The organism is Rathayibacter sp. AY1A4, from assembly GCF_002930955.1.
Classification (GTDB): Bacteria; Actinomycetota; Actinomycetes; order Actinomycetales; family Microbacteriaceae; genus Rathayibacter.
Genome location: NZ_PSTN01000003.1, coordinates 14493 through 36750, shown reverse-complemented (window position 1 = coordinate 36750; position 22258 = coordinate 14493). Strand labels below are relative to the sequence as shown.

The following is a 22258-nucleotide window of genomic DNA, read 5'->3' as shown; positions in this document are numbered from 1 at the left end:
CGCGACGCGGGCTCAGATCGCCGAGGCGAGGACCTCGTCGAGCTTGGCCGAGGCCTCCTCGTCGGTGCCCTTCAGGGCGAGCGAGAGCTCCGACACGAGGATCTGACGCGCCTTCAGGAGCATCCGCTTCTCGCCGGCCGAGACGCCGCCCGCCTGCTCGCGGCGCCACAGGTCGCGGACGACCTCGCTGACGCGATACACGCTGCCGCTGGCCATCTTCTCCTGGTTGGCCTTGAAGCGGCGGGACCAGTTGCTGGCCTCCTCCGCGACGTCGCTGCGCAGGACGTCGTAGACCGCCTGGACTCCGGCGTCGTCGATGATCTCGCGGACGCCGACGAGCTCGGCGTTCTCGACGGGGAGGGTGATGGTGAGCTCGCTGGTGTGCACGTTCATCGTCATGAACGTCTTCTCGACGCCCTTGACCGAGCGCTTCTCGAGCCCGGTGATCGTCACCGCTCCGTGGTGCGGGTAGACCAGGGTCTCGCCGACCTCGAATGTCATCATGTCGTGCCTTTCGTCGTGGGGCGTGGTGGGAGTGAGGAGTCCAGGGGGCGCAGCGGCGCCGCGGCGAGCCAGGCCGGGAGCAGCGCGACGAGGTGCTCGACCAGCTCCTCGTCGGTGCCGTCGAGGGAGCCGGCGAGCCAGGCGCCGACCACGGAGAGGACGCCGCCGGCCGCGAAGACCGCGGTGAGCTCGGGGTCGACCGCTGCGGGGACGTCGACCCGGGCGAGCACCTCGCGGTGCAGGGCGAGCGCCGTGTCGAGCACGGCGTCGTCGGAGGCGACCCGGGCGGAGGCCCGCGCGCGGAGCCGGGCATGGAACGCGTGGCGGTCGACCAGCCGCTCGACGAGCCGCGAGTAGCCGCGCTGCAGGGCGTCGGCTCCGGAGCGGTCGGCGGGATCGCCCTCGGCGACGTCGGCGACCACGAGGTCCTGGCGGAGCAGCGCGGAGGCTACTCCCGCCGCGTCGTCGAAGTGGGCGTAGAACGAGCTGCGGCTGATCCCGGCCTCGCGCACGATGTCGCTCACCGCGATGCCCTCGGCCCTCTCGCCGTCGCTCTGCATGACGAGCCGCTCGACCGCGTCGAACACGCGGCGGCGGGTGCGCCGGGCTCGCGGATCGGCGGAGCCGAGCGCCGAGGGGGACTCCGCCGCGGGCACGGAGGCGAGGCGGGCGGGAGTCATCGACGTCAGTCTACCACTTCCCGGACAGGTGTACGGGAAGAGCGTCAGGCGCCGGTGCGAACCTGGTCGAGGCCGGCGATGCGGTCGATCGCGGCCTGCTCGCTCGGCGAGACCCGGCCGAGATACCGGCCCAGGAACACGAACAGCAGGCGGTTCGCCGTGATCGCGGGCCACCACGGGCGCCGGAGGCCCAGGAGCCTCCGCACCTCGGGGCTGAGCGAGGCGACCGCGCCGGCGAACAGCAGCGGGTAGACCACGCCCGCCTCGCCCGGCAGCCGGATGTCGCGGAGGAAGCCGACCGCCTCGTGCACGCGTGCGTCGGGCTTGAGCTCGCCCGCGAATCCGGCGAGCTGCGCGCGGAGCTCCGAGACGCTCTCGGGCGGATCCTCCACTCCGAGCAGCCGGCCGGAGGCGGCCCACTCGCGCACGTAGGCGTCGGGGCCGCCGGGGATCCGTCCGCCCCAGATCTCGTGGGCGCCGAGGAACGCGTCGGTGAAGGCGTCGTGCACCCAGAGCAGCAGGCGGGGGTCCTGCGCCGAGTAGGAGCGCTCACGCCCGCCGGCGTCCTCGTAGGAGCCGACGATCCGCTCGTGCACGCCGGTCACCCAGCGCGCCGCTCCGCTCGCCGCGGCGGTGTCGCCGAAGCTGGTGGTCAGGACCCAGCGGACCGTGTTGTCGAGGCGGCCCATCGGGTCCTCGCGGTAGCGGGAGTGGTCGTGCACACCGGCCATCGCTCCGGCGTGGAGGGTCTGCATGAGCAGAGCCCGCACTCCGGCGATCATCGTGGGCAGGCCGCCGTTGACCGCCCAGACCGCGCTGCCCGGTCCGAAGAGCCCGGCGTCGTCGCCCTTCTCGAGGGCCACGATCCAGTCGGCGCGGGGGCGGGGGCGGCGGCGTCTCATCCGCTCAGTGTGCGCTCGTATCCTGGGCCGCGCCTGGCCGTTCTGTCACCCTTCGTGGGGCCGTGGTCCCTCGGCCAGCAGTTCGCGGACGTCGTCGGCCGACAGCGCCCGGGCGAAGAGCTCGCCCTCGTCGAGCACCGCCGTGCTGAGGCGGCCCTTGCGCTCCTGGAGGCGCATGATCTTCTCCTCGATCGTGTCCGTCGCCACCAGCCGGTACACGTTCACCCGCCGCTCCTGGCCGATGCGGTGCGCGCGGTCGACGGCCTGCGCCTCGGCCGCCGGGTTCCACCACGGGTCGAGGATGAAGACGTGGTCGGCCTCGGTGAGGGTGAGCCCGGTGCCGCCCGCCTTCAGGCTGATCAGGAAGACGGGCGCGGCTCCCGAGCGGAACTCCTCGATCACTCCCGCGCGGTCCCGCGTGGAGCCGTCGAGCTGCACGAAGGGGATGCCGCGCCGGCGCAGCCGCTCCCCCGCCCGCTCCAGGTACGAGGTGAAGGTGCTGAAGACGAGGACCCGACGGCCTTCCGCGATCACGTCGTCGAGCTGCTCGACGAGCACGTCGAGCTTCGCGGACGGGACGTGCCGGTAGGCCGGGTCGACCAGGGACGCGTCGAGCGCGAGCAGGCGCAGGAGGGTGAGCGATCGGAACACCGTGAAGCGCTGCCGGTCGAGGTCGTCGACCAGACCCAGGAGCTTCCGCCGCTCGCGCTGGAGGTAGCCGTCGTAGAGCACCCGGTGGGCGGGGGTCAGCGCGACCTCGATCGTCTGCTCCTGCTTCTCGGGGAGCTCCGGCGCCACCGCCTCCTTGGTGCGGCGGAGCAGGAACGGACGCAGTCGTCGGCGCAGTCTCTCGAGGCGGCGGCGCGCGCCCTCGGTGTGGCTGACGGTCCGTCCCTCGGACAGATCGGGCGAGGCGATGCCGACGGGCGCCTCCGCGTGCAGGATCGGCCGGGTGTACTCCTCGCGGAAGCGGCGCAGCGGCGGCAGGAGCCCGGGCGCCACCAGGGCGAGGACCGCCCAGAGCTCGTCGAGCGAGTTCTCCAGCGGTGTGCCGGTGAGCGCGAGCGTGACGGGCGCGCCGACCCCGCGGGCGGCCCGGTGCGTCTGTGAGGCGGGGTTCTTGACGAACTGGGCCTCGTCGAGGATCAGCGCCGACCACGTCCTCGACGCCCAGCGCTCGCCGCCGAGGCGCAGGACCGCGTAGCTGGTGAGGACCACGTCCGCGTCGGCCGGGATCGCGTCGAGCGCGCCCTCCCGCGAGCTCGCGACGACGTGGACGCGCAGGGCGGGCGCGAAGCGCTCGGCCTCCGAGCGCCAGCCCGGCACGACCGAGGTGGGGGCGACCACGAGGAACGGCGCACGGCGGATCCCGGCGCGGCCCGCCTCCTCGACCGCGTCGAGCATCATGGCCAGCGCCTGCAGGGTCTTGCCGAGACCCATGTCGTCGGCCAGGATCCCGCCGAGCCCGTGACGGAGGCGGTGCACGAGCCAGGCGTAGCCCGCCCGCTGGTACGGACGCAGCCGGGCGGTCAGGCCCTCCGGTGGCTCCACGTCCTCCGGCGACCCGGCGGCCAGCGCGGAGTCGAGCACGGCGCGCCACGCGTCGGAGGGGACGCTCTCGTCGGCGAGCTCCTCCAGCTCGTTCCACAGCCCGGCCTGGTGCCGGCCGAGCCGCGGTCCCGTCTCCCACTCCTCGAGCTCGTCCGCCCGGGTCAGCAGCTCCCGGAGCCGGTCGAGGCCGGGGTGCGCGAGCGAGAGGTAGGAGTGGTCGACCAGGCGGATGCGGTCGCCGCCCGCGGCCAGAGCGCGGAAGAGGGGCAGGAACGGCACGGTCGCGTCGCCGATGGTCACGACGACGCCGAGGTCGAACCAGTCGGCGCTCTCGGTGTCGACCGCGGTGATCGTGAGCGTGAGCGGTCCGGTCAGCAGGCGGTAGTCCGGGGCCGCGCCCTCGCGCTCGAGCCGGACCCCGCCGATCCCCTCCAGCTGCGGGAGCTGCTCCACCACGAACACCGCCGCCTCGGCCCCGCGCAGGACCGCGCTCGTCCCCGGCTCCGGCACGAGAGCGGACCCGGCCTCGCCGAGCACCGAGCGCACCCGGCGGAGCACCGCGCGCTCGAGAGCCGCGTCGGCCGTGCCGTCGAGCTCGCCCGCGCGATCGGGCGAGCGGCGCCAGTGCCAGCCCACCCTGACGGCGCGCCGCGGCTCGAACGAGACCGTGCAGACCAGGCGCGGGGGTTCCGGATCGTCCAGGACGAGGTCGACGCCCTCCTCGCGCACCGCGACGCGGCCGCGGAGGGCGGGGAGGTGCTCGCCGACGAACTCGGGCACGTCCTCCGCCGGGACCTCCGTCTCCTCGGGGTGGTCGAGGAGCCGCAGCTCCTCGTCGTCGAAGGGCAGGGACGCGGGCGCGAGCAGGAGCGAGGACGGATCGCCGCCCTCGACCGCGTAGACGCCGTGCCGGGCGACCGGACGCGCTGACTCGGGCGCGTGCTCCGCGCCGTCGATCCGCAGGACGGGCCGCAGCCGCAGGCCTCCCTCCTCGGCCGAGACCGTCACCGCCACATGCGCGGGACCGGCGAGACGGACCGCGCCCTTCTCCGGGGCGAGCAGCGGGATCCCGGCGGCCTGCGCCTGCTCGAGCAGCCGCCAGAGCAGCGGGCTCTCGTAGTCGTCGAGGTGGATCCAGTCGGGGTCCTGCCCCAGGTGGACGGTGCGCGTGGCGCGGTGCAGGGCCGCGAACTCGGCGAACCAGCGCTGGTGAGCGGGGTCGAGCGAGAGGCGGTGGGTCTGGAAGTTCAGCGACTTCCAGGTGAGGGTGGTGCGGTTCCAGGCGCCCCCGCGCCCGCGGACGACGGGGCGGGTGGCCAGACGGTGGTCGCGGCGCTCGGCGGCGTCGTAGGTCTTCGCCGTGACGCGCTCGCTCGCCGGCGCCCGCCAGGGATCGTCGGCCCGGCGCACCAGCCGGCGCAGCTCGAACTGCAGCCCGATCGGAGTGAGGACGGGCGGCGACTCGGCCTCGGCGGGTCCGCTGAGCTCGCCGACGCGGGCGCGCCAGGAGGAAGGGATCGACTCGGGAGGCACCGCCCCATGCTGCCACGCGCCGCCGACACCCCCGCCCGCACCGCGTGACGGGCAGAATCAAAGGATGACCAGCAGCGACTCCCCCGCGCCCACCGTCCTCACCCTCGGCAGCGAGAGCCTGCGCCTCGCCCTGACGACCGCCGGGGCCGAGATGACGTCCCTCCGCGACGACGAGGGCCGCGAGTACCTGTGGCAGGCCGGCCCGGAGTGGCGCCGGCACGCTCCCGTCCTGTTCCCGATCATCGGGCGCCTCCCCGGCGACACGCTGCATCACGACGGCGCGGACCACCGGATGGGGCAGCACGGCTTCGCGCGGGACCGGGTCTTCGAGCTCGCGGGCGTCTCGGCGGACGAGGCGGTGTTCCGGCTCCGGAGCGACGACGCCACGCGCGCGGTGTTCCCCTTCGACTGGACGCTCCTCATCGCCTACGCCGTGACCGGCGCCTCGCTCCGGATCACCCAGACCGTCGAGAACAGGGGTCCCTCTCCGCTGGGCTTCTCGCTCGGGAACCACCCGGCCTTCGCGCTGCCGCTGCCCGAGGGCCGCGGCGAGCACCGCATCCGCTTCGCGCAGCCCGAGCCGGAGGGGTACCGCCGCGCTCCGGAGAACCTGCTGCTCGAGGCGCGCCACCCGGCGCCGCTCGAGGACGGGGTCCTGACAGTGGACGACGCGCACTTCGAGGAGGGCGTGATGATCTTCGACGAGCCGCGCCGGCGGACCCTCCGGCTCGAGGCCGACGGCGCCGCCCGCGCGATCGTCGTCGACACCGGGGACTTCGACGTGGTCGGCGTGTGGAAGCCCGTCGGGGCCCCGTTCGTCTGCCTCGAGCCGTGGCGGAGCGTCCCGACCCCCGAGGGCTGGGACGGCGACATCGTCGACAAGCCGCGCCAGATCGTCCTCGAGCCGGGCGGCCGGCGGTCGCTGTCCTACAGCATCGCGCTGAGCTGAACGTCCTCGCGCTGGATCTGCGCGTCGAGCAGCTCGAAGCGGCGGATGATCAGCCCCTCGCGGGTGGCCCAGGGGCAGATCACCAGCGTCTCGATGCCGAGGGCGTCCATGGCCGCCTCCGCGACGAGAGCGCCCGCGAGCAGCTGCGGAGCCCGCAGAGCGGAGACGCCGGGCAGCGCTGAGCGGTCGGCCGCGCTGATCGCGGCGAGGCGGGCGGACCACAGCCGGAGGTCGACCAGGTGCAGCTCGCGGCGCACCAGCGGACCGGCGGCGCTCGGAGCGGCGCCGGTGATCCGCGCCAGAGACCGGAAGGTCTTCGACGTGCCTGCGACCAGGTCGGGGCGCCCCAGGGCGAGGAAGCCGCGGACGGGCTCCGCGAGCACCTCGCGGGCGTGACGCCGGGCGGCCTTCACGCTCGTGGCCGAGGCGGGATCGCCGACCAGCAGGTCCCGCGTCACCCGCCCCGCTCCGAGCGGGACCGACACGGCGAGCTCGGGCACCTCGTCCACGCCCATCGAGAGCTCGAACGAGCCGCCGCCGATGTCGAGGTCCAGGATCGAGCCCGCGCCCCAGCCGAACCAGCGGCGCACGGCGAGGAAGGTGGCCGACGCCTCCGCCTCGCCGCCGAGCTCCTGGAGGTGCACGCCCGTCTCGGCGCGGACCCGGTCGAGGACCGCCGCGCCGTTGCCGGCCTCGCGGATCGCCGAGGTCGCGAACGCCAGCAGGTCCTCCGCGCGGTGCTCGCGGGCGACCTCGGCGGCCTCGGTCACGAACGCGATCAGCTCGCGCTGGCCCCGCTCGGTGATCTCCCCCGCCTCGTCGAGGTGCGCCACGAGAGCGAGGCTCCGCTTGTGCGAGCGGTAGGGCACCGGGCGGGCGCCGGGGTGCGCGTCGACGAGGAGCAGGTGGACCGTGTTGGAGCCGATGTCGAGCACGCCGAGTCGCATGGGTCCACGGTATCCGCCCGCGGAGTCGCGTTTCTCCACGCGGGCCGCCGGGGAACGCCGGAGGGCCCGGCCGCTCGCGCGACCGGGCCCTCCGGGGGTGCTGGACTCAGTGGTCCCAGTTCTCGGCCCTGTCGGCCGAGCTGGACGAGCCGACGATGTGCACCCGCATGTCGTTCGTCGTGCCGGCACGCCCGGGGGGCGATCCGGAGACGACGACCACGGTCTCGCCCGCCTGGGCGAGGCCCTCGCGGAGCAGCACCGCATCCACCTGCGCGAACATCGCGTCGGTGTGGTTGACGCGCGGCGTGACGAAGGACTGGACGCCCCAGTTCAGCGCCATGCGGCGCCGGACGGCGGGCTCGGGGGTGAAGCCGATGATCGGGATGCCGTGGCGCAGGCGCGTCATGCGGCGGACCGAGTCGCCCGACTCGGTGAACACGCAGAGGAACTTCGCCTCGACGAACTCGGCGACCTCGGCGGCGGCCAGCGTGACGGATCCGCCCTGGGTGCGGGGCTTGCTCCCCAGCGGGGGGATGCGCTCCAGGCCGTGCTCCTCGGTGGACTCGACGATGCGGGCCATGGTCTGCACGGTGACGACGGGCCAGGCTCCGACGCTGGTCTCGCCCGAGAGCATGACCGCGTCCGCGCCGTCGAGGATGGCGTTCGCGACGTCCGAGGCCTCGGCCCGGGTGGGGCGGGGGCTCTCGATCATCGACTCGAGCATCTGGGTCGCGACGATGACCGGCTTCGCCCAGCGGCGGGCGAGCTCGACGGCGTGCTTCTGCACGATCGGCACCGCCTCGAGGGGAAGCTCGACGCCGAGGTCGCCGCGGGCGACCATGATGCCGTCGAAGACGTCGATGATCTCCTGCAGGTTGTCGACCGCCTGCGGCTTCTCGATCTTGGCGATGACGGGAGCCTTGCGGCCCTCCTCCGCCATGATCTCGTGCACGCGCTCGATGTCGCTGGCGTTGCGCACGAAGGAGAGGGCGATGATGTCGGCGCCGAGGCGGATCGCCCAGCGGAGGTCGTCCTCGTCCTTCTGGGAGAGGGCGGGGACGTTGACCGCGACACCGGGCAGGTTGATGCCCTTGTTGTTCGAGACGTTGCCGGGGACGACGACCTCGGTGACGACCCGGGGGCCCTCGACGGCGGTGACGCGGACAGCGACCTTGCCGTCGTCGATGAGGAGCATGTCGCCCGGGTTCACGTCGTCCGGGAGGCCCTTGAACGTGGTGCCCGAGAGCTCGCGCGTGCCGAGGACGTCCTCGGTGGTGATGGTGAAGACGTCGCCCTCGGCGAGGGCGTACGGGCCGCCCTCGAACTTGCCGAGGCGGATCTTCGGACCCTGCAGGTCGACCAGGATCGCGACCGCGCGCCCGGCGTCGTCCGCGGCCTTCCGCACGATGCGGTAGATGCCTTCGTGGACGTCGTAGCTTCCGTGACTGAGGTTCATGCGGGCCACGTCCACGCCGGCGTCGATGATCGCACGAATGGTCTCGTACGACGACGTTGCCGGGCCGAGGGTGGCGACGATTTTCGCTCGTCTCATTGAGGGGGTGCTCCGTTGTTCTGCGCCCGGAGGCGCGTCGTTAGCGGGGAGGGTGAGCTGATTGCTGGCGGGCCGAGACTATCGCGTCCCGGGGACTAGAGCGTGAAGCCCCGGTCGTCGGGGCCGACCGGCGCCGGCAGCTGGGTCGTGCCCTCGAGGTAGCGGTCGACCTCGGCCGCGACGGAGCGGCCCTCGGCGATCGCCCAGACGATCAGGGACTGGCCGCGCCCGGCGTCGCCGGCCACGAAGACGCCGGGGACGGTCGTCTCGAAGGCGTCGCCGCGCGCGACGTTGCCGCGCTCGGTGAAGGGGACGTCGAGCTGGCGGCCGAGGTGGTCCGCCTCCGGGCCGGTGAAGCCGAGGGCGAGCAGGACCAGGTCGGCCGGGATCTCGCGCTCGGTGCCCGCCTTGGGGACGCGGCGCCCGTCGAGGTACTCGGTCTCGGCCACGCGCACCGCGCGGACCTCGCCGCCCTCGTTCGCGAGGAACTCCACGGTCGACGCGAGGAACATCCGCTCCCCGCCCTCCTCGTGGGCGCTCGAGACCTCGAACACGGTCGGGTCCATCGGCCAGGGCTGGCTGTCCGGGCGCTGCGACGGCGGCTGCTGCCCGATCGCCAGGTTCGTGACCGACGCGGCCTTCTGGCGATGGGCGGTGCCGATGCAGTCCGCTCCGGTGTCGCCTCCGCCCAGGACGACGACGTGCTTGCCCTCGGCCGAGATCTGCTCGAAGACGCGGTCGCCCGCGATCGCGCGGTTCGACTGCACGAGGTACTCCATGGCGAAGTGCACGCCGTCGAGGTCGCGACCCGGGATCGGCAGGTCTCGCGGCACGAGAGCACCGGTGGCGACCACGACCGCGTCGTAGCGCGCCCGCAGGTCGTCCCAGGTGATGTCGGAGCCGATGTCGACGCCCGCGCGGAACCGGGTGCCCTCGGCCTTCATCTGGTTCAGGCGGAGCTCGAGGTGCTTCTTCTCCATCTTGAAGTCCGGGATCCCGTAGCGCAGGAGGCCGCCGATGCGGTCGTCGCGCTCGTAGACCGCGACGGTGTGCCCGGCGCGGGTGAGCTGCTGAGCGGCGGCGAGCCCCGCCGGGCCGGATCCGACGACCGCGACGGTCTTGCCGGTCAGGCGCTCCGGCGGGTGCGGCTGCACCCAGTCGTTGCCGAAGGCCTGATCGATGATCGAGACCTCGATCTGCTTGATCGTGACGGCGGGCTGATTGATGCCGAGCACGCAGGACGACTCGCACGGCGCCGGGCAGAGCCGGCCCGTGAACTCCGGGAAGTTGTTCGTCGCGTGCAGGCGCTCGATCGCCTGGCGGCCCTCGCCGCGCCACATCAGGTCGTTCCACTCGGGGATCAGGTTCCCCAGCGGGCAGCCCTTGTGGCAGAACGGGATGCCGCAGTCCATGCAGCGGCCCGCCTGCCGGCGCAGCACGGCGGAGTCGCCCTGCTCGTAGACCTCTTTCCAGTCCATCAGGCGGACGGACACGGGACGCCGCTTGGGCAGCTCCCGGTCCTGCACCTTCAGGAACCCCTTGGGATCAGCCACCGGTCACCTCCAGAATCCGTCCCCAGACGACGTCGCCGTCGGGGTCGAGCCCCTCCTCCACAGCGGATGCGCGCGTCGCGAGCACCGCGGCGAAGTCGCGGGGCAGTACCTTGACGAAACGCGAGACCGTTCCGTCGAAATCGTCGAGCATCCCCTGGGCCAGGGTCGACTCGGTCTCCGCGACGTGCCGCTCGAGCAGGTCGCGCAGGATCTCCACGTCGGCGCTGCCGAGCTCGGAGAGGGTCAGCTCGCCGGAGGCGATCGCGTCGCGGTTCACGAGCTCGCTGCGCAGGCCGTGGATGTAGGCCGTGCCGCCCGACATGCCGGCGCCGAGGTTCCGCCCGGTCTCGCCGAGGATCACCGCCAGGCCGCCGGTCATGTACTCGAGCGCGTGGTCGCCCACTCCCTCGACCACCGCGGTGGCGCCGGAGTTGCGGACCAGGAAGCGCTCGCCGACCATCCCGCGGATGAACATCGTGCCCTGGGTCGCCCCGTAGCCGATCACATTGCCCGCGATCACGTTCGTCGAGGCGTCGAAGGTGCTGCGGCGGTCCGGCCGCACCACGATCTGGCCGCCCGAGAGGCCCTTGCCGACGTAGTCGTTGGAGTCGCCCTCGAGCCGCAGCGTGATGCCGGCGGGAAGGAACGCTCCGAGCGACTGCCCGGCCGAGCCGCGGAGCGACACGACGATGGAGTCGGCCGGCAGGCCGTTCTCGCCGAATCGGACGGTGACCTCGTGGCCCAGCATGGTGCCGACGGCGCGCTCGGTGTTCTTGATCTCGCGCTCGATCCGCACGGTGCCGCGGTGGTCGAGCACGTTCGCCGCGAGGCGGATCAGCTCGTTGTCGAAGTGGTGCTCGAGCTCGTGCTCCTGCGCGCGGCCGTGGCGGCGCGGCTCCTCCGCCGTGAAGACCGGTCCGACGAGGATCGGCGTCAGGTCGAGCCCGCTCGCCTTCCAGTGCTCGATCGCCTGGTCGACGTCGAGCAGCTCGCGGTGGCCGACGATCTCGTCGACGCTCCGGAAGCCGAGTTGCGCGAGGTACTCGCGCACCTCCTGGGCGATGAACTCGAAGAAGTTGACGACGAACTCGGGCTTGCCGGAGAACCGCTGGCGCAGCTCCGGGTTCTGCGTCGCGACGCCCACCGGGCAGGTGTCGAGGTGGCAGACGCGCATCATGATGCAGCCCTCGACGATCAGCGGAGCCGTCGCGAAGCCGAACTCCTCGGCTCCGAGCAGCGCGCCGATGACGACGTCGCGACCGGTCTTCATCTGGCCGTCGACCTGCACGACCACACGGTCGCGCATGCCGTTGAGCATCAGCGTCTGCTGGGTCTCGGCCAGGCCGAGCTCCCAGGGCGTGCCCGCGTGCTTGAGCGAGTTCACCGGGCTCGCGCCGGTGCCGCCGTCGTGACCCGAGACGAGGATCACGTCGGCGAGGGCCTTCGCGGTGCCGGCGGCGACCGCTCCGATGCCCGACTGGCTGACCAGCTTCGCGTGGATGCGCGCCGACGGGTTCGCCCGCTTGAGGTCGAAGATCAGCTGCTTGAGGTCCTCGATCGAGTAGATGTCGTGGTGCGGCGGCGGCGAGATCAGGCCGACGCCGGCGGTCGCGTGCCGGGTGCGCGCGATCCACGGGTACACCTTCGTCGGCGGCAGCTGACCGCCCTCGCCGGGCTTGGCGCCCTGAGCGAGCTTGATCTGGATGTCGTCGGCGTGGGTGAGGTACATGCTCGTGACGCCGAAGCGGCCCGAGGCGACCTGCTTGATCGCGGAGCGGCGCTCCGGGTCGAGCAGCCGCTCGGTGTCCTCGCCGCCCTCGCCCGTGTTCGACTTGGCGCCGAGGCGGTTCATCGCGATGGCGAGCGTCTCGTGCGCCTCCGGCGAGATGGAGCCGTAGCTCATCGCGCCCGTCGAGAAGCGCTTCACGATCGCCTCGACCGGCTCGACCTCGTCGATCGGGATCGGCGTGCGCCCCGCGGTGTCGAGCTTGAACATGCCGCGGAGGGTCATCAGCGAGCTCGCCTGGTCGTCGACCATCTTCGTGTACTCGCGGAAGACGTCGTAGCGGCGGTTGCGCGTCGAGTGCTGCAGGCGGAACACCGTGTCCGGGTTGAACAGGTGCGGGGCGCCGTCGCGGCGCCACTGGTACTCGCCGCCGACCGCCAGGCGCTCATGCGCGACGATCGCGCCGTCCTCGGGGTACGCGGCGCGGTGACGCGCGGCGTTCTCCTCGGCGACGACGTCGATGCCGATGCCGCCGAGCTTCGAGACGGTGCCGGTGAAGTACTGGTCGACGAACGCCTGGCTGAGGCCGACGGCCTCGAAGGTCTGCGCCCCGGCGTAGCTCGACACGGTGGAGATGCCCATCTTGGACATGATCTTCAGCACGCCCTTGCCGAGCGCCTTGATCACGTTCTTCACGGCCTTCTCCGGCGAGACGTCCGACAGCATGCCGCTGCGGACGAGGTCCTCGCAGGTCTCCATCGCCAGGTACGGGTTGACCGCGGAGGCGCCGTAGCCGATGAGCGTCGCCACGTGGTGCACCTCGCGGACGTCGCCCGCCTCGACCACGAGCCCCACTCGCATCCGGTTCTCGGTGCGGATGAGGTGGTGGTGCACGGCGGCGAGCATCAGCAGCGACGGGATCGGCGCGAGGTCCTTGGTGGAGTCGCGGTCCGAGAGCACCAGGAACTGCGCTCCCGCGGCGATGGCCTCGTCGGCCTCGTCGCACATCTCGTCGATGCGGTCCTGCATCGCGCGGGGTCCCGCGTCGACGCGGTACAGGCCGCGGATCGTCGTGGTGATGTGGCTCAGCGGGCGCGGCGCGATGTGCTGGATCTTCGCGAGCTCGTCGTTGTCGATGACCGGGAAGTCGAGGACGACCTGGCGCGCATGCTCGGCACCGGCGGTCAGCAGGTTGCGCTCGGGGCCGAGGCCCAGGCGGAGCGAGGTCACGACCTCCTCGCGGATCGAGTCCAGCGGCGGGTTCGTCACCTGCGCGAAGGCCTGCGTGAAGTAGTCGAAGAGCAGGCGGGGGCGCTTGGACAGGACGGCCACGGGGGTGTCCGAGCCCATCGCTCCGAGCGGCTCCGCACCGGCGCGCGCCATCGGCAGCAGGAGGAGGCGGACCTCCTCCTCGGTGTAGCCGAAGGTGCGCTGGCGGCGGTTGACCGAGGCGGGCGTGTGCACGATGTGCTCGCGCTCGGGGAGGTCCTTGAGGTTGATGCGGCCCTTCTCGAGCCACTCCTCGAACGGACCGGAGGCGGCGAGCTGCCCCTTGATCTCCTCGTCCTCGACGATGCGGCCCTGCTCGGTGTCGACCAGGAACATGCGGCCGGGCTGCAGGCGTCCCTTGCGGACCACCTTCGCGGGATCGATGTCGAGCACGCCGATCTCGCTGGCGAGCACCACGAGCCCGTCGTCGGTGACGACGTAGCGGCCGGGGCGGAGCCCGTTGCGGTCGAGGGTGGCGCCGACGAGCTCGCCGTCGGTGAAGACGATCGCGGCCGGGCCGTCCCACGGCTCCATGAGCATCGAGTGGTACTCGTAGAACGCGCGGCGCTTCGGGTCGAGCGCGCCGTCCTGGTTCTCCCAGGCCTCCGGCACCATCATCATGACCGCGTGCGGGAGCGACCGGCCGGCCAGGTTGAGCAGCTCGACGGTCTCGTCGAACGAGGCGGAGTCGCTGCGGCCGGGCGAGACGATCGGGAACAGCGGGGCCAGGTCGCCCAGCTCGCGGCTCTTCAGCTGCGACTGGCGTGCGCGCATCCAGTTGCGGTTGCCCTGCACCGTGTTGATCTCGCCGTTGTGCGCGATCATCCGGAACGGCTGAGCGAGCGGCCACGACGGGAAGGTGTTGGTGGAGTACCGGGAGTGCACCAGCGCGAGCTTCGACGCGAAGCGCTCGTCGGACAGGTCCGGGTAGAACGGCTCCAGCTGGAGCGTCGTCACCATGCCCTTGTAGACGAGCGTCCGGCTCGAGAGCGACATGAAGTAGACCTCGAGCTCGCGCTCGACGCGCTTGCGCAGGCGGAAGGTCAGGCGGTCGAGGCGCACGGAGGAGAGGGGCGTGCCGCTCTCGTCGGTCAGCTCGCTCCGGATGAACAGCTGCTCGATCGCCGGCATGGCGGCCCGGGCGAGCGTGCCGATCTCGTCGGGCTGCACGGGCACGGAGCGCCAGCCGACCACGGCGAGGTTCTCCTCGCGGGCGATGTCGGCGATCGTCGACTTGACCCGCTCGCGCTCGAACACGTCCACCGGGAGGAAGGCGTTGCCCACCGCGTACTGGCCCAGCGGCGGGAGCTCGAAGGGAGCGACCGCGCGGAGGAACTCGTCCGGGATCTGCGTGATGATCCCCGCGCCGTCGCCCGTTCCCGCGTCGGAGCCGACGGCGCCGCGGTGCTCGAGGTTGCGCAGCGCGTTCAGCGCGGCGTCGATGATGTCGTGGCCGGCGGTGCCGCGCATGGTGGCGACCATCGCGAGACCGCACGCGTCCTTCTCGGCGGCCGGATCGTACATCCCCTGCGCCGGCGGCATGCCCAGGAAGGGCACGGCGCGGGCCGGGGTCGAGGGCTGGGCGGAGGCCATGGGAACCGTCCTCACGGGGGTGATGGCTGATCGGGACGTCGCTGGCCCGCGGTGGTGGAGGAGGAGCGGCTCCCCGATCGGGAGGGCCGCAGGGTTCTGCCGTGGCGCGAGCGTCGCGCGCCGTCGGCGGTGCCTGCACGACGACCCGCCCGCGGCAGCGCTCGTGGCTGCGCCGCGATGGGGCGGTCGTGGAGGTGTCGGGCACCCGGGAGGCGGTCGCGGAGGCTCCGCGACCTCCGTCAGGTGCGGGAGACCGTCGGCTTCTCGGCGTCGGTGCCGGAAGCAGGGGTGGTGGTGTCGTCGGAGTCGGACTCGACGTCCTCGAATTCTACCGCAGCCGGGGCGGGCGTCCACTCGCGACCCGGCCGGTAGGCCGAGGGCTCGGCGCCCGGGTGCTCGCGCTTCTGGATCACCACGAGGACCAGGCCGATGACCACGGCGATGAGCGCGGCCCAGACGTTGGTGCGGATGCCCCAGAAGAACTCGCTCGGGTCGATCCGGATGGACTCGAACCAGACGCGGCCGATCCCGTACCAGATCAGGTAGGCGGCGAAGACGGTGCCCCACTGCAGCTTGAGACGGCGCTCGAGCAGGAGGATGACCGCGATGCCGACGACGTTCCAGAGGATCTCGTAGAGGAAGGTCGGGTGGAAGAGCGTGCCCGCCGGGAGGCCGACGGGGAAGGCCGGGTTGGTGGTCTCGATCTCGAGGCCCCAGGGCAGGGTCGTGGGCAGGCCGAAGAGCTCGTGGTTGAACCAGTTGCCCAGGCGCCCGAGCGCCTGCGCGGCGAGCATGCCGGGGGCGAGGGCGTCGGCGAAGGTCCAGAACCGCACTCCTGTCCAGCGGCAGCCGATGAACGCGCCGACCGCGCCTCCGATCAGCCCGCCGAAGATGGCGTTGCCGCCGTTCCAGATGCGGACGACCTCCCACGGGTCGGCGCCGTCGTAGAAGTAGTCGCCGGGATGGGTGAGCACGTGGTAGGCGCGGGCGCCGACGATGCCGAGCGGCACCGCCCAGATGATGATGTCGAGCACGACCCACGGCTCCGCGCCGCGGCGCTTGAGGCGCTGGTTCGTCATGATCGTCGCCACGATGATCCCCGCGAGGATGCAGAGCGCGTAGGTGTGGATCGCGAGCGTGAAGGTGCCGATCGTGAGGTCGTACTGACTCCACGCGTCGGGGGGGCTCGGAATGCTCAGCGGTACGGACACCGGTACTCGACCTTTCGAAGGAGGGGGTCCCCCGGGCGCGGCTCGGCCGCGCCCCGGTGGGCATCCCGATTGTAGCGGGAGGGTGTCAGCGCGCGGAGCGCAGGCGGGTGCCCTCGGCGAGGCCGCGGGAGGTCTCGGCGACCGCGTCGACCCCGCCGGACGCCAGCGCCCGCACCAGGGCGGATCCGACGATGGCGCCGTCCGCGTAGGCGAGGATCTCGGCGACCTGCTCGCCGGTCGAGATGCCCAGGCCGACGCACGCGCTCTCGGAGCCGGCGGCGCGGAGGCGGTCGACCAGGGTGCGGGCCGCGGAGTCGACGTCGGTGCGCGCGCCGGTGATGCCCATCGTCGAGACCGCGTAGACGAATCCACGGCTCGAGTCGACGGCCTGGCGCAGACGCGTGTCCGTCGAGGACGGCGCCGCGAGGAACACGCGGTCGAGTCCGAGCCGCTCGGAGACGGCGAGCCACTCGGCGCCCTCGTCCGGGATCAGGTCGGGCGTGATGAGGCCGGACCCGCCGGCCTCGGCCAGATCGGTCGCGAAGCGCTCGACCCCGTACTGCAGGACGGGGTTGTAGTAGGTCATCACCAGGACCGGCACGTCGACGCGCGCCCGGATCTCGCGGACGGCCTCGAAGCCGTGGCGGAGGCGGAAGCCGCCCGCGATGGCGGCCTGGGTCGCCTCCTGGATGACGGGTCCGTCCATCACCGGATCGGAGTAGGGCAGACCGAGCTCGATCGCGTCGACGCCGTTCTCCGCCATGGCCACGGCGGCGTCGATGCTGGTCGGCAGGTCGGGGAACCCGACGGGGAGGTAGCCGATCAGGGCGCCCGCCGCCTCCTCGTTCCGGCGCCGGACGGTCTCGGCGACGCTCGGTCCGCGGCCGCTCACGACTGCACCGCGCCCTGGTCCATGAGGCCGAAGTAGTGCGCAGCGGTCGTCATGTCCTTGTCGCCGCGGCCCGAGAGGTTGACCAGGATGGTGGCCTCGGGGCCGAGCTCGCGCCCGAGCTCCAGCGTGCCGGCCAGCGCGTGCGCGGACTCGATCGCCGGGATGATCCCCTCGGTGCGGCTGAGCAGCATGAGCGCGTCCATCGCGGCCGAGTCGGTGACCGCGCGGTAGTCGGCGCGGCCGATGCTCGAGAGCCATGCGTGCTCCGGGCCGATGCCCGGGTAGTCGAGGCCGGCCGAGATCGAGTGCGACTCGACGGTCTGGCCGTCCTCGTCCTGGAGGAGGAAGCTGCGGGCGCCGTGCAGGACGCCGGGGCGGCCCTTGCTGATGGTCGCCGCGTGGCGGGGGGTCTCGATCCCGTCGCCGCCGGCCTCGAAGCCGACGAGGCGGACCTCGGGGTCGTCGAGGAAGGCGTGGAAGATCCCCATCGCGTTGGAGCCGCCGCCGACGCAGGCGGTGACCGCGGTGGGCAGCGAGCCGGTGAGCTCGAGGACCTGCTCGCGCGCCTCCTCGCCGATGATCTTCTGGAAGTCGCGGACGAGGGCCGGGAACGGGTGCGGGCCCGCGACGGTGCCGAAGATGTAGTTCGTGGTGCCCACGTTCGTCACCCAGTCGCGCATCGCGTCGTTGATCGCGTCCTTGAGGGTGCGCGAGCCGGTCGTCACGGGGATCACCTCGGCGCCGAGCAGGCGCATGCGGGCGACGTTGAGGGCCTGGCGCTCGGTGTCGACCTCGCCCATGTAGACCACGCAGTCGAGGCCGAACAGGGCGGCGGCCGTGGCGGTCGCGACGCCGTGCTGGCCCGCTCCCGTCTCGGCGATGACGCGGGTCTTGCCGATCCGCTTGGTGAGCAGCGCCTGGCCCAGCACGTTGTTGATCTTGTGCGAGCCGGTGTGGTTGAGGTCCTCGCGCTTGAGGATGATCCGCGCACCGCCGGCGTGCTCGGCGAACCGCGGCACCTCGGTGATGATCGACGGACGACCGGTGTAGCTGCGGTGCAGCTCCATCAGCTCGGCCGCGAACGCGGGGTCGACCTTCGTGCGCTCGTACTCGGCGCTCAGCTCGTCGAGGGCCTCGACGAGGGACTCGGGGACGTAGCGTCCGCCGAACTCGCCGAAGTAGGGGCCGAGTTCATCCCGGAGTGCCATGGGGGTACCGCCTATCGGTGTGGTCAGTGCGCCAGGAAGCCGGCGAGGGTGGAGACGGGGTCGCCCCCGGTGACGAGAGCCTCGCCCACGAGGACGACGTCGGCTCCGGAGCCGCGGTAGTGCGCGACGTCGTCGGCGGTGAGGACGGCCGACTCGGCCACCTTCACCGCGTCGTCGGGGAAGCGCTCGGAGAGGCGGCCGAAGAGGTCGCGGTCGAGCTGGAAGGTGGAGAGGTCGCGGGCGTTCACGCCGATGAGCCGCGCGCCGAGGTCGGCGGCCCGCTCGAGCTCGTCGGCCGAGTGCGTCTCGACGAGCGGGGTCATCCCCAGCTCGAGGACGAGGGCGTGCAGCTCGGCGAGCAGGGGCTGCTCGAGCGCGGCGACGATGAGGAGGACCAGGTCGGCTCCGGCCGCGCGGGCCTCGAGGACCTGGTACGGCTCGGCGACGAAGTCCTTGCGCAGGACGGGGATCGACACGCGCTCGCGGACCGCCTCGAGGTCCGCGAGGGACCCCTTGAAGCGGCGCTCCTCGGTGAGGACGCTGATCGCGCTCGCTCCCCCGAGCTCGTACTGTCCGGCCAGCTCGGCGGGGACGGGGATGTCGGCGAGGGCTCCGCGCGACGGGCTGGCGCGCTTCACCTCGGCGATGATCCTGACGCGCTCGGCGGGGGCCAGAGCGGCCAGGGCGTCGAGGGCGGGCGCCTGGGCGAGCGCGCGGCGCTCGACGGCTTCGAGCGGGGCGCTCTTGCGGCGCCGGGCCGCGTCGGCCAGGGCGCCGGCGGTGAGGTCGGCGAGCACCTAGGCGCGCGCCTTCGGGTTCGCCTTCGCGCCGTTGACGCCGTAGCCCGCCTTGGCCATGCCCATGCCCACGAGCAGACCCACCACGACCAGGCCGGCCGAGAGCCAGACCACCAGGGGCACGTCGAACCAGAACGCGATCGTGCCGATCGTGAATCCGACCAGCATGATGACGACGGCCGTCCACGCTGCGGGCGAGTGGCCGTGGTTGTCGTCGTCGTGCTCGGTGCTCATGGGTCTCCTCCTGGGGGTGCATCGGGACCAGAGCAGTCTAGCGTGAGGCGCCTGAGCGCCCGGCCCCGGACTCGCCTGCGCAGCCGCCTGCAGGAGGCGGGGATGCCGGACCGCCGGACACGTCCCCGGCCGGTGTCAGCGGCCCGAGGTGGGGTCGTCGCCGCGCGAGAGCTCGTCCCACGAGACGACCGGATCGATGTCGCCGTCGTCCGTCTGCACGGTCGACGCGCCGTGGCCGTAGCCGTCGGCGGGCTCGAAGCGGGACGCGCGCTTCCGCGCCGCTCCCGGCCAGCGGCGCGAGGTCGCGAGGACGCCGATCCCGAGCAGCGCGGTGAGCACGCCGCAGACCAGGGCGACGACGGGCCAGGCCGTCGCGGAGGACGAGGCCACGAGCGCCGCGACGGACTGCTCCCCCGCGATGGCGGTCGCCTCCGTGACCAGCGAGGCGCCGGCGCGCACGGGGTCACCCAGTGCCGTCGCGGCCGCGAGCACCACCGAGGCGCCGAGGACGGCCTGGAGCACACCGAGCACGATCCGGAAGACGGGGCCGGCGATGGCGAGGGCCGCGGCGAGGGCGAGGCCTGCGAGCGCCAGGGCGGAGAGCGCGGGCGCGGCGACGGTCCCGGCCACGTCGATCCGCTGGCCCTCCCCCTCGATCGCCGCCAGGGTCAGCGTGGACCAGGTCTGGGTGGAGGAGGTCAGCTCGAGCGCGGCGAGGAGCACGACCCCGAGGATCGCCGAGTACTTCAGCCGCCGTCCGCTCATGCTCACTCCACCGGGCCGAGGCCGGTGAACGGCACGAGGGGGTCGACGTCGAAGCAGGCGTGCTCGCCCGTGTGGCAGGCGGCGCCGATCTGCTCGACCTGGACCAGCAGGGTGTCGGCGTCGCAGTCGAGGGCGGCACCCCGCACGTACTGCGCGTGCCCGGACGTGTCGCCTTTGCGCCAGTACTCCTGACGCGAGCGCGACCAGAAGGTGACGCGGCCCTCGGTGAGGGTCCGCCGGAGCGCCTCGCGGTCCATCCAGCCCATCATGAGCACCTCGCGGGTGTCGTGCTGCTGGATGATCGCGGGCAGGAGCCCGGTCGGATCGAAGGCGGCGCGGTCCAGGACGGCGTCGAGCTCGGCGGGGGTCATCGGATCTCGATCCCGGAGGCGGCGAGCGAGCGCTTGACGTCGCCGATCGTCAGCTCGCGGTTGTGGAAGACGGAGGCGGCGAGCACGGCGTCGGCTCCCGCGTCGACGGCCGGAGCGAAGTGCTCGACGGCGCCGGCGCCTCCGGAGGCGATGACCGGCACGGAGCTCAGCTCGCGCATCGCGGCGATCAGCTCGAGGTCGAAGCCCTGCTTGGTGCCGTCGGCGTCGATGGAGTTGACCAGCAGCTCCCCGGCGCCGCGCTCGACGGCCTCGGCCGCCCAGGCCAGGGCGTCGAGCTCGGTCTCGCGGCGTCCGCCGTGAGTGGTGACGACGAAGCCGGACGCCGTGGCGTCGCTCCGCTTGACGTCGAGCGAGAGCACGAGCACCTGCGCGCCGAAGACGTCGGCGATCTCGCCGAGGAGCTCGGGCCGGGCGATCGCGGCGGAGTTGACGCCCACCTTGTCGGCGCCGTGCGCGAGCAGTCGCGAGACGTCCTCGGCGCTGCGCACGCCTCCGCCGACCGTGAGCGGGATGAAGACCTGCTCGGCGGTCGCCCGCACCACGTCGTAGGTGGTCGAGCGGTCGTCGACCGTGGCGGTGACGTCGAGGAAGGTCAGCTCGTCGGCGCCCTGCTCGAAGTAGAGGCGGGCGAGCTCGACGGGGTCGCCCGCATCGCGCAGGTTCCGGAAGTTGACGCCCTTCACGACGCGGCCGGCGGCGACGTCGAGGCAGGGGATGACGCGGACGGCGAGACTCATCGGCTCCCCCTCTACAGGCGCGCGGCGTGGATGGAGGTGACCAGGATCGCGCGGGCGCCCAGGTCGTACAGGCGGTCCATCACCTGGTTCATGTCCGAGCGCGGCACCATCACGCGGACGGCCACCCACTCGGCGTCGTGCAGCGGCGAGACCGTCGGCGACTCGAAGCCCGGGGCGATCGCCGTGGCGCTCTCCAGGAGCGCGACAGGGCAGTCGTAGTCGAGCAGCACGTACTCGCGGGCGACCAGCACGCCCTGCAGGCGGCGCAGCAGCACCGGGATGCCCTCGGGCTCCCCCGCGGCGGAGACCAGGACGGCGGTCGAATCCAGGATGACCGGGCCGAAGATCTCGAGGCCGGCCTTGCGGAGCGTGGTGCCGGTCTCGACGACATCGGCGATGACGTCGGCGACGCCGAGCTGGATCGCGGACTCGACCGCGCCGTCGAGGCGGATCAGCGTCACCTCGACGCCGTGCTCCCGGAGGAAGCGGCCCACGAGGCCCGGGTAGCTGGTCGCCACGCGGAGGCCGTCGATCTGCGCGAGCTCGTCGTAGCGGCCAGCGGGCCCGGCGAAGCGGAAGGTGGAGTTCGCGAAGCCGAGGCTCGCGATCTCGCGCGCCTCGGAGCCGGAGTCGATCAGGAGGTCGCGGCCGGTGACCCCGACGTCGAGAGCGCCGGAGCCGACGTAGGTGGCGATGTCGCGCGGGCGCAGGTAGAAGAACTCGACCCCGTTGCGCTCGTCGACGACGTGCAGCTCCTTCGGGTCGCGACGGCCGGTGTAGCCGGCCTCCGCGAGCATCTGACCGGCGGTCTCCGAGAGGGAGCCCTTGTTGGGGACGGCGACGCGCAGGAGCGCCGGGGCGGGGGTGGTGGTCACGGGACGTCCTTCATGACTCGACGGCTGTTCAGGGGGCGGCACGGCTCCTCGGGGAGCGTGCGGGCGCGACGGCGCGGAGCGGAGGCGCACCCCGGCGAGCGGGGCGGGGCTCACAGATGCCGGTAGACGTCGGCCGTCGTCAGTCCCTTGGCGAGCATGAGCACCTGCAGGTGGTAGAGCAGCTGCGAGATCTCCTCGGCGGTGCGCTCGTCGCCCTCGTACTCGGCGGCCATCCACACCTCGGCGGCCTCCTCGACGATCTTCTTGCCGATGAAGTGCACGCCGGCGTCGAGCTCGCGGACGGTGCCCGAACCCTCGGGACGGGCGGCGGCCTTCTCGCCCAGCTCAGCGAAGAGGTCGTCGAAAGTTTTCACCGGGGAAGTCTATA

At 72.6% G+C, this 22258-nt stretch carries 19 protein-coding genes; 1 reads left to right on the top strand and 18 read right to left on the bottom strand.

Annotation, left to right across the window (positions count from 1 at the left end; genetic code table 11):
- Positions 1-12: 12 nt before the first annotated feature.
- The 4 genes from C5B92_RS02870 to C5B92_RS02855 are packed head-to-tail and all read right to left on the bottom strand — an operon-like array spanning position 13 to position 5170.
- Positions 13-501 (bottom strand): CarD family transcriptional regulator, encoded by a 489-nt coding sequence (locus C5B92_RS02870; RefSeq protein WP_068257183.1) that lies wholly within the window; start codon positions 499-501, stop codon positions 13-15.
- Positions 501-1184 carry a TetR/AcrR family transcriptional regulator gene (locus C5B92_RS02865; protein WP_104221877.1) on the bottom strand — a complete coding sequence of 228 codons (684 nt, stop codon included), beginning with the start codon at positions 1182-1184 and terminating at the stop codon, positions 501-503. Before C5B92_RS02865 ends, C5B92_RS02870 begins: the two co-directional genes overlap by 1 nt.
- A 44-nt stretch (positions 1185-1228) precedes the next feature.
- Entirely contained in the window at positions 1229-2086 is an 858-nt protein-coding gene (locus tag C5B92_RS02860; protein WP_104255373.1) for an oxygenase MpaB family protein, read from the bottom strand.
- 45 nt (positions 2087-2131) lie between these two features.
- The gene (locus C5B92_RS02855; protein WP_258061241.1) at positions 2132-5170 is read right to left on the bottom strand and encodes a DEAD/DEAH box helicase; all 3039 of its coding nucleotides are present in this window, start codon (positions 5168-5170) and stop codon (positions 2132-2134) included.
- A gap of 64 nt (positions 5171-5234) precedes the next feature.
- Here C5B92_RS02855 and C5B92_RS02850 point away from each other — a divergent pair, with 64 nt between their 5' ends.
- Positions 5235-6119 (top strand): aldose 1-epimerase family protein, encoded by an 885-nt coding sequence (locus C5B92_RS02850; protein ID WP_104221873.1) that lies wholly within the window; start codon positions 5235-5237, stop codon positions 6117-6119.
- Here the strand turns inward: C5B92_RS02850 and C5B92_RS02845 are convergent.
- The 14 genes from C5B92_RS02845 to C5B92_RS02785 form a co-directional block, all read right to left on the bottom strand.
- On the bottom strand, positions 6098-7066 hold the full coding sequence (locus C5B92_RS02845) for an exopolyphosphatase (RefSeq protein ID WP_104232654.1): 969 nt from the start codon (positions 7064-7066) through the stop codon (positions 6098-6100). The genes C5B92_RS02850 and C5B92_RS02845 overlap by 22 nt on opposite strands.
- A 106-nt stretch (positions 7067-7172) precedes the next feature.
- Positions 7173-8618 (bottom strand): pyruvate kinase, encoded by a 1446-nt coding sequence (pyk, locus tag C5B92_RS02840; protein WP_104221869.1) that lies wholly within the window; start codon positions 8616-8618, stop codon positions 7173-7175.
- Positions 8619-8713: 95 nt separating this feature from the next.
- Complete coding sequence (locus C5B92_RS02835; RefSeq protein ID WP_104232655.1) at positions 8714-10171, bottom strand: glutamate synthase subunit beta; 1458 nt, start codon at positions 10169-10171, stop codon at positions 8714-8716.
- Positions 10164-14759 (bottom strand): glutamate synthase large subunit, encoded by a 4596-nt coding sequence (gene gltB, locus C5B92_RS02830; RefSeq protein ID WP_104274197.1) that lies wholly within the window; start codon positions 14757-14759, stop codon positions 10164-10166. Before gltB ends, C5B92_RS02835 begins: the two co-directional genes overlap by 8 nt.
- A gap of 239 nt (positions 14760-14998) precedes the next feature.
- Positions 14999-15970, bottom strand: a complete 972-nt coding sequence (gene lgt / locus C5B92_RS02825; RefSeq protein ID WP_258059820.1) for a prolipoprotein diacylglyceryl transferase — start codon at positions 15968-15970, stop codon at positions 14999-15001.
- An 85-nt stretch (positions 15971-16055) separates the two neighbouring features.
- Positions 16056-16862 carry a tryptophan synthase subunit alpha gene (gene trpA / locus C5B92_RS02820; protein ID WP_104232657.1) on the bottom strand — a complete coding sequence of 269 codons (807 nt, stop codon included), beginning with the start codon at positions 16860-16862 and terminating at the stop codon, positions 16056-16058.
- The gene (trpB, locus tag C5B92_RS17490; RefSeq protein ID WP_104225310.1) at positions 16859-18070 is read right to left on the bottom strand and encodes a tryptophan synthase subunit beta; all 1212 of its coding nucleotides are present in this window, start codon (positions 18068-18070) and stop codon (positions 16859-16861) included. The genes trpA and trpB overlap by 4 nt, the downstream gene beginning before the upstream one ends.
- Positions 18071-18093: 23 nt before the next feature.
- Entirely contained in the window at positions 18094-18867 is a 774-nt protein-coding gene (trpC, locus tag C5B92_RS02815) for an indole-3-glycerol phosphate synthase TrpC (protein WP_104350045.1), read from the bottom strand.
- On the bottom strand, positions 18868-19101 hold the full coding sequence (locus tag C5B92_RS02810) for a DUF6704 family protein (RefSeq protein ID WP_104221860.1): 234 nt from the start codon (positions 19099-19101) through the stop codon (positions 18868-18870). It lies immediately after the preceding gene.
- 135 nt (positions 19102-19236) lie between these two features.
- Positions 19237-19866: a Trp biosynthesis-associated membrane protein gene (locus C5B92_RS02805; protein WP_104350044.1), complete on the bottom strand. Its 630-nt coding sequence runs from the start codon at positions 19864-19866 to the stop codon at positions 19237-19239.
- A gap of 2 nt (positions 19867-19868) precedes the next feature.
- Positions 19869-20237: a phosphoribosyl-AMP cyclohydrolase gene (gene hisI, locus C5B92_RS02800; protein ID WP_104237502.1), complete on the bottom strand. Its 369-nt coding sequence runs from the start codon at positions 20235-20237 to the stop codon at positions 19869-19871.
- Positions 20234-20995 (bottom strand): imidazole glycerol phosphate synthase subunit HisF, encoded by a 762-nt coding sequence (gene hisF / locus C5B92_RS02795; protein ID WP_104350043.1) that lies wholly within the window; start codon positions 20993-20995, stop codon positions 20234-20236. The genes hisI and hisF overlap by 4 nt, the downstream gene beginning before the upstream one ends.
- A gap of 11 nt (positions 20996-21006) precedes the next feature.
- A complete protein-coding gene (gene hisG, locus C5B92_RS02790) occupies positions 21007-21870 on the bottom strand; it encodes an ATP phosphoribosyltransferase (RefSeq protein WP_104221851.1) in 864 nt (287 codons plus the stop codon).
- 110 nt (positions 21871-21980) lie between these two features.
- On the bottom strand, positions 21981-22244 hold the full coding sequence (locus C5B92_RS02785) for a phosphoribosyl-ATP diphosphatase (RefSeq protein ID WP_055791842.1): 264 nt from the start codon (positions 22242-22244) through the stop codon (positions 21981-21983).
- Positions 22245-22258: the final 14 nt, after the last annotated feature.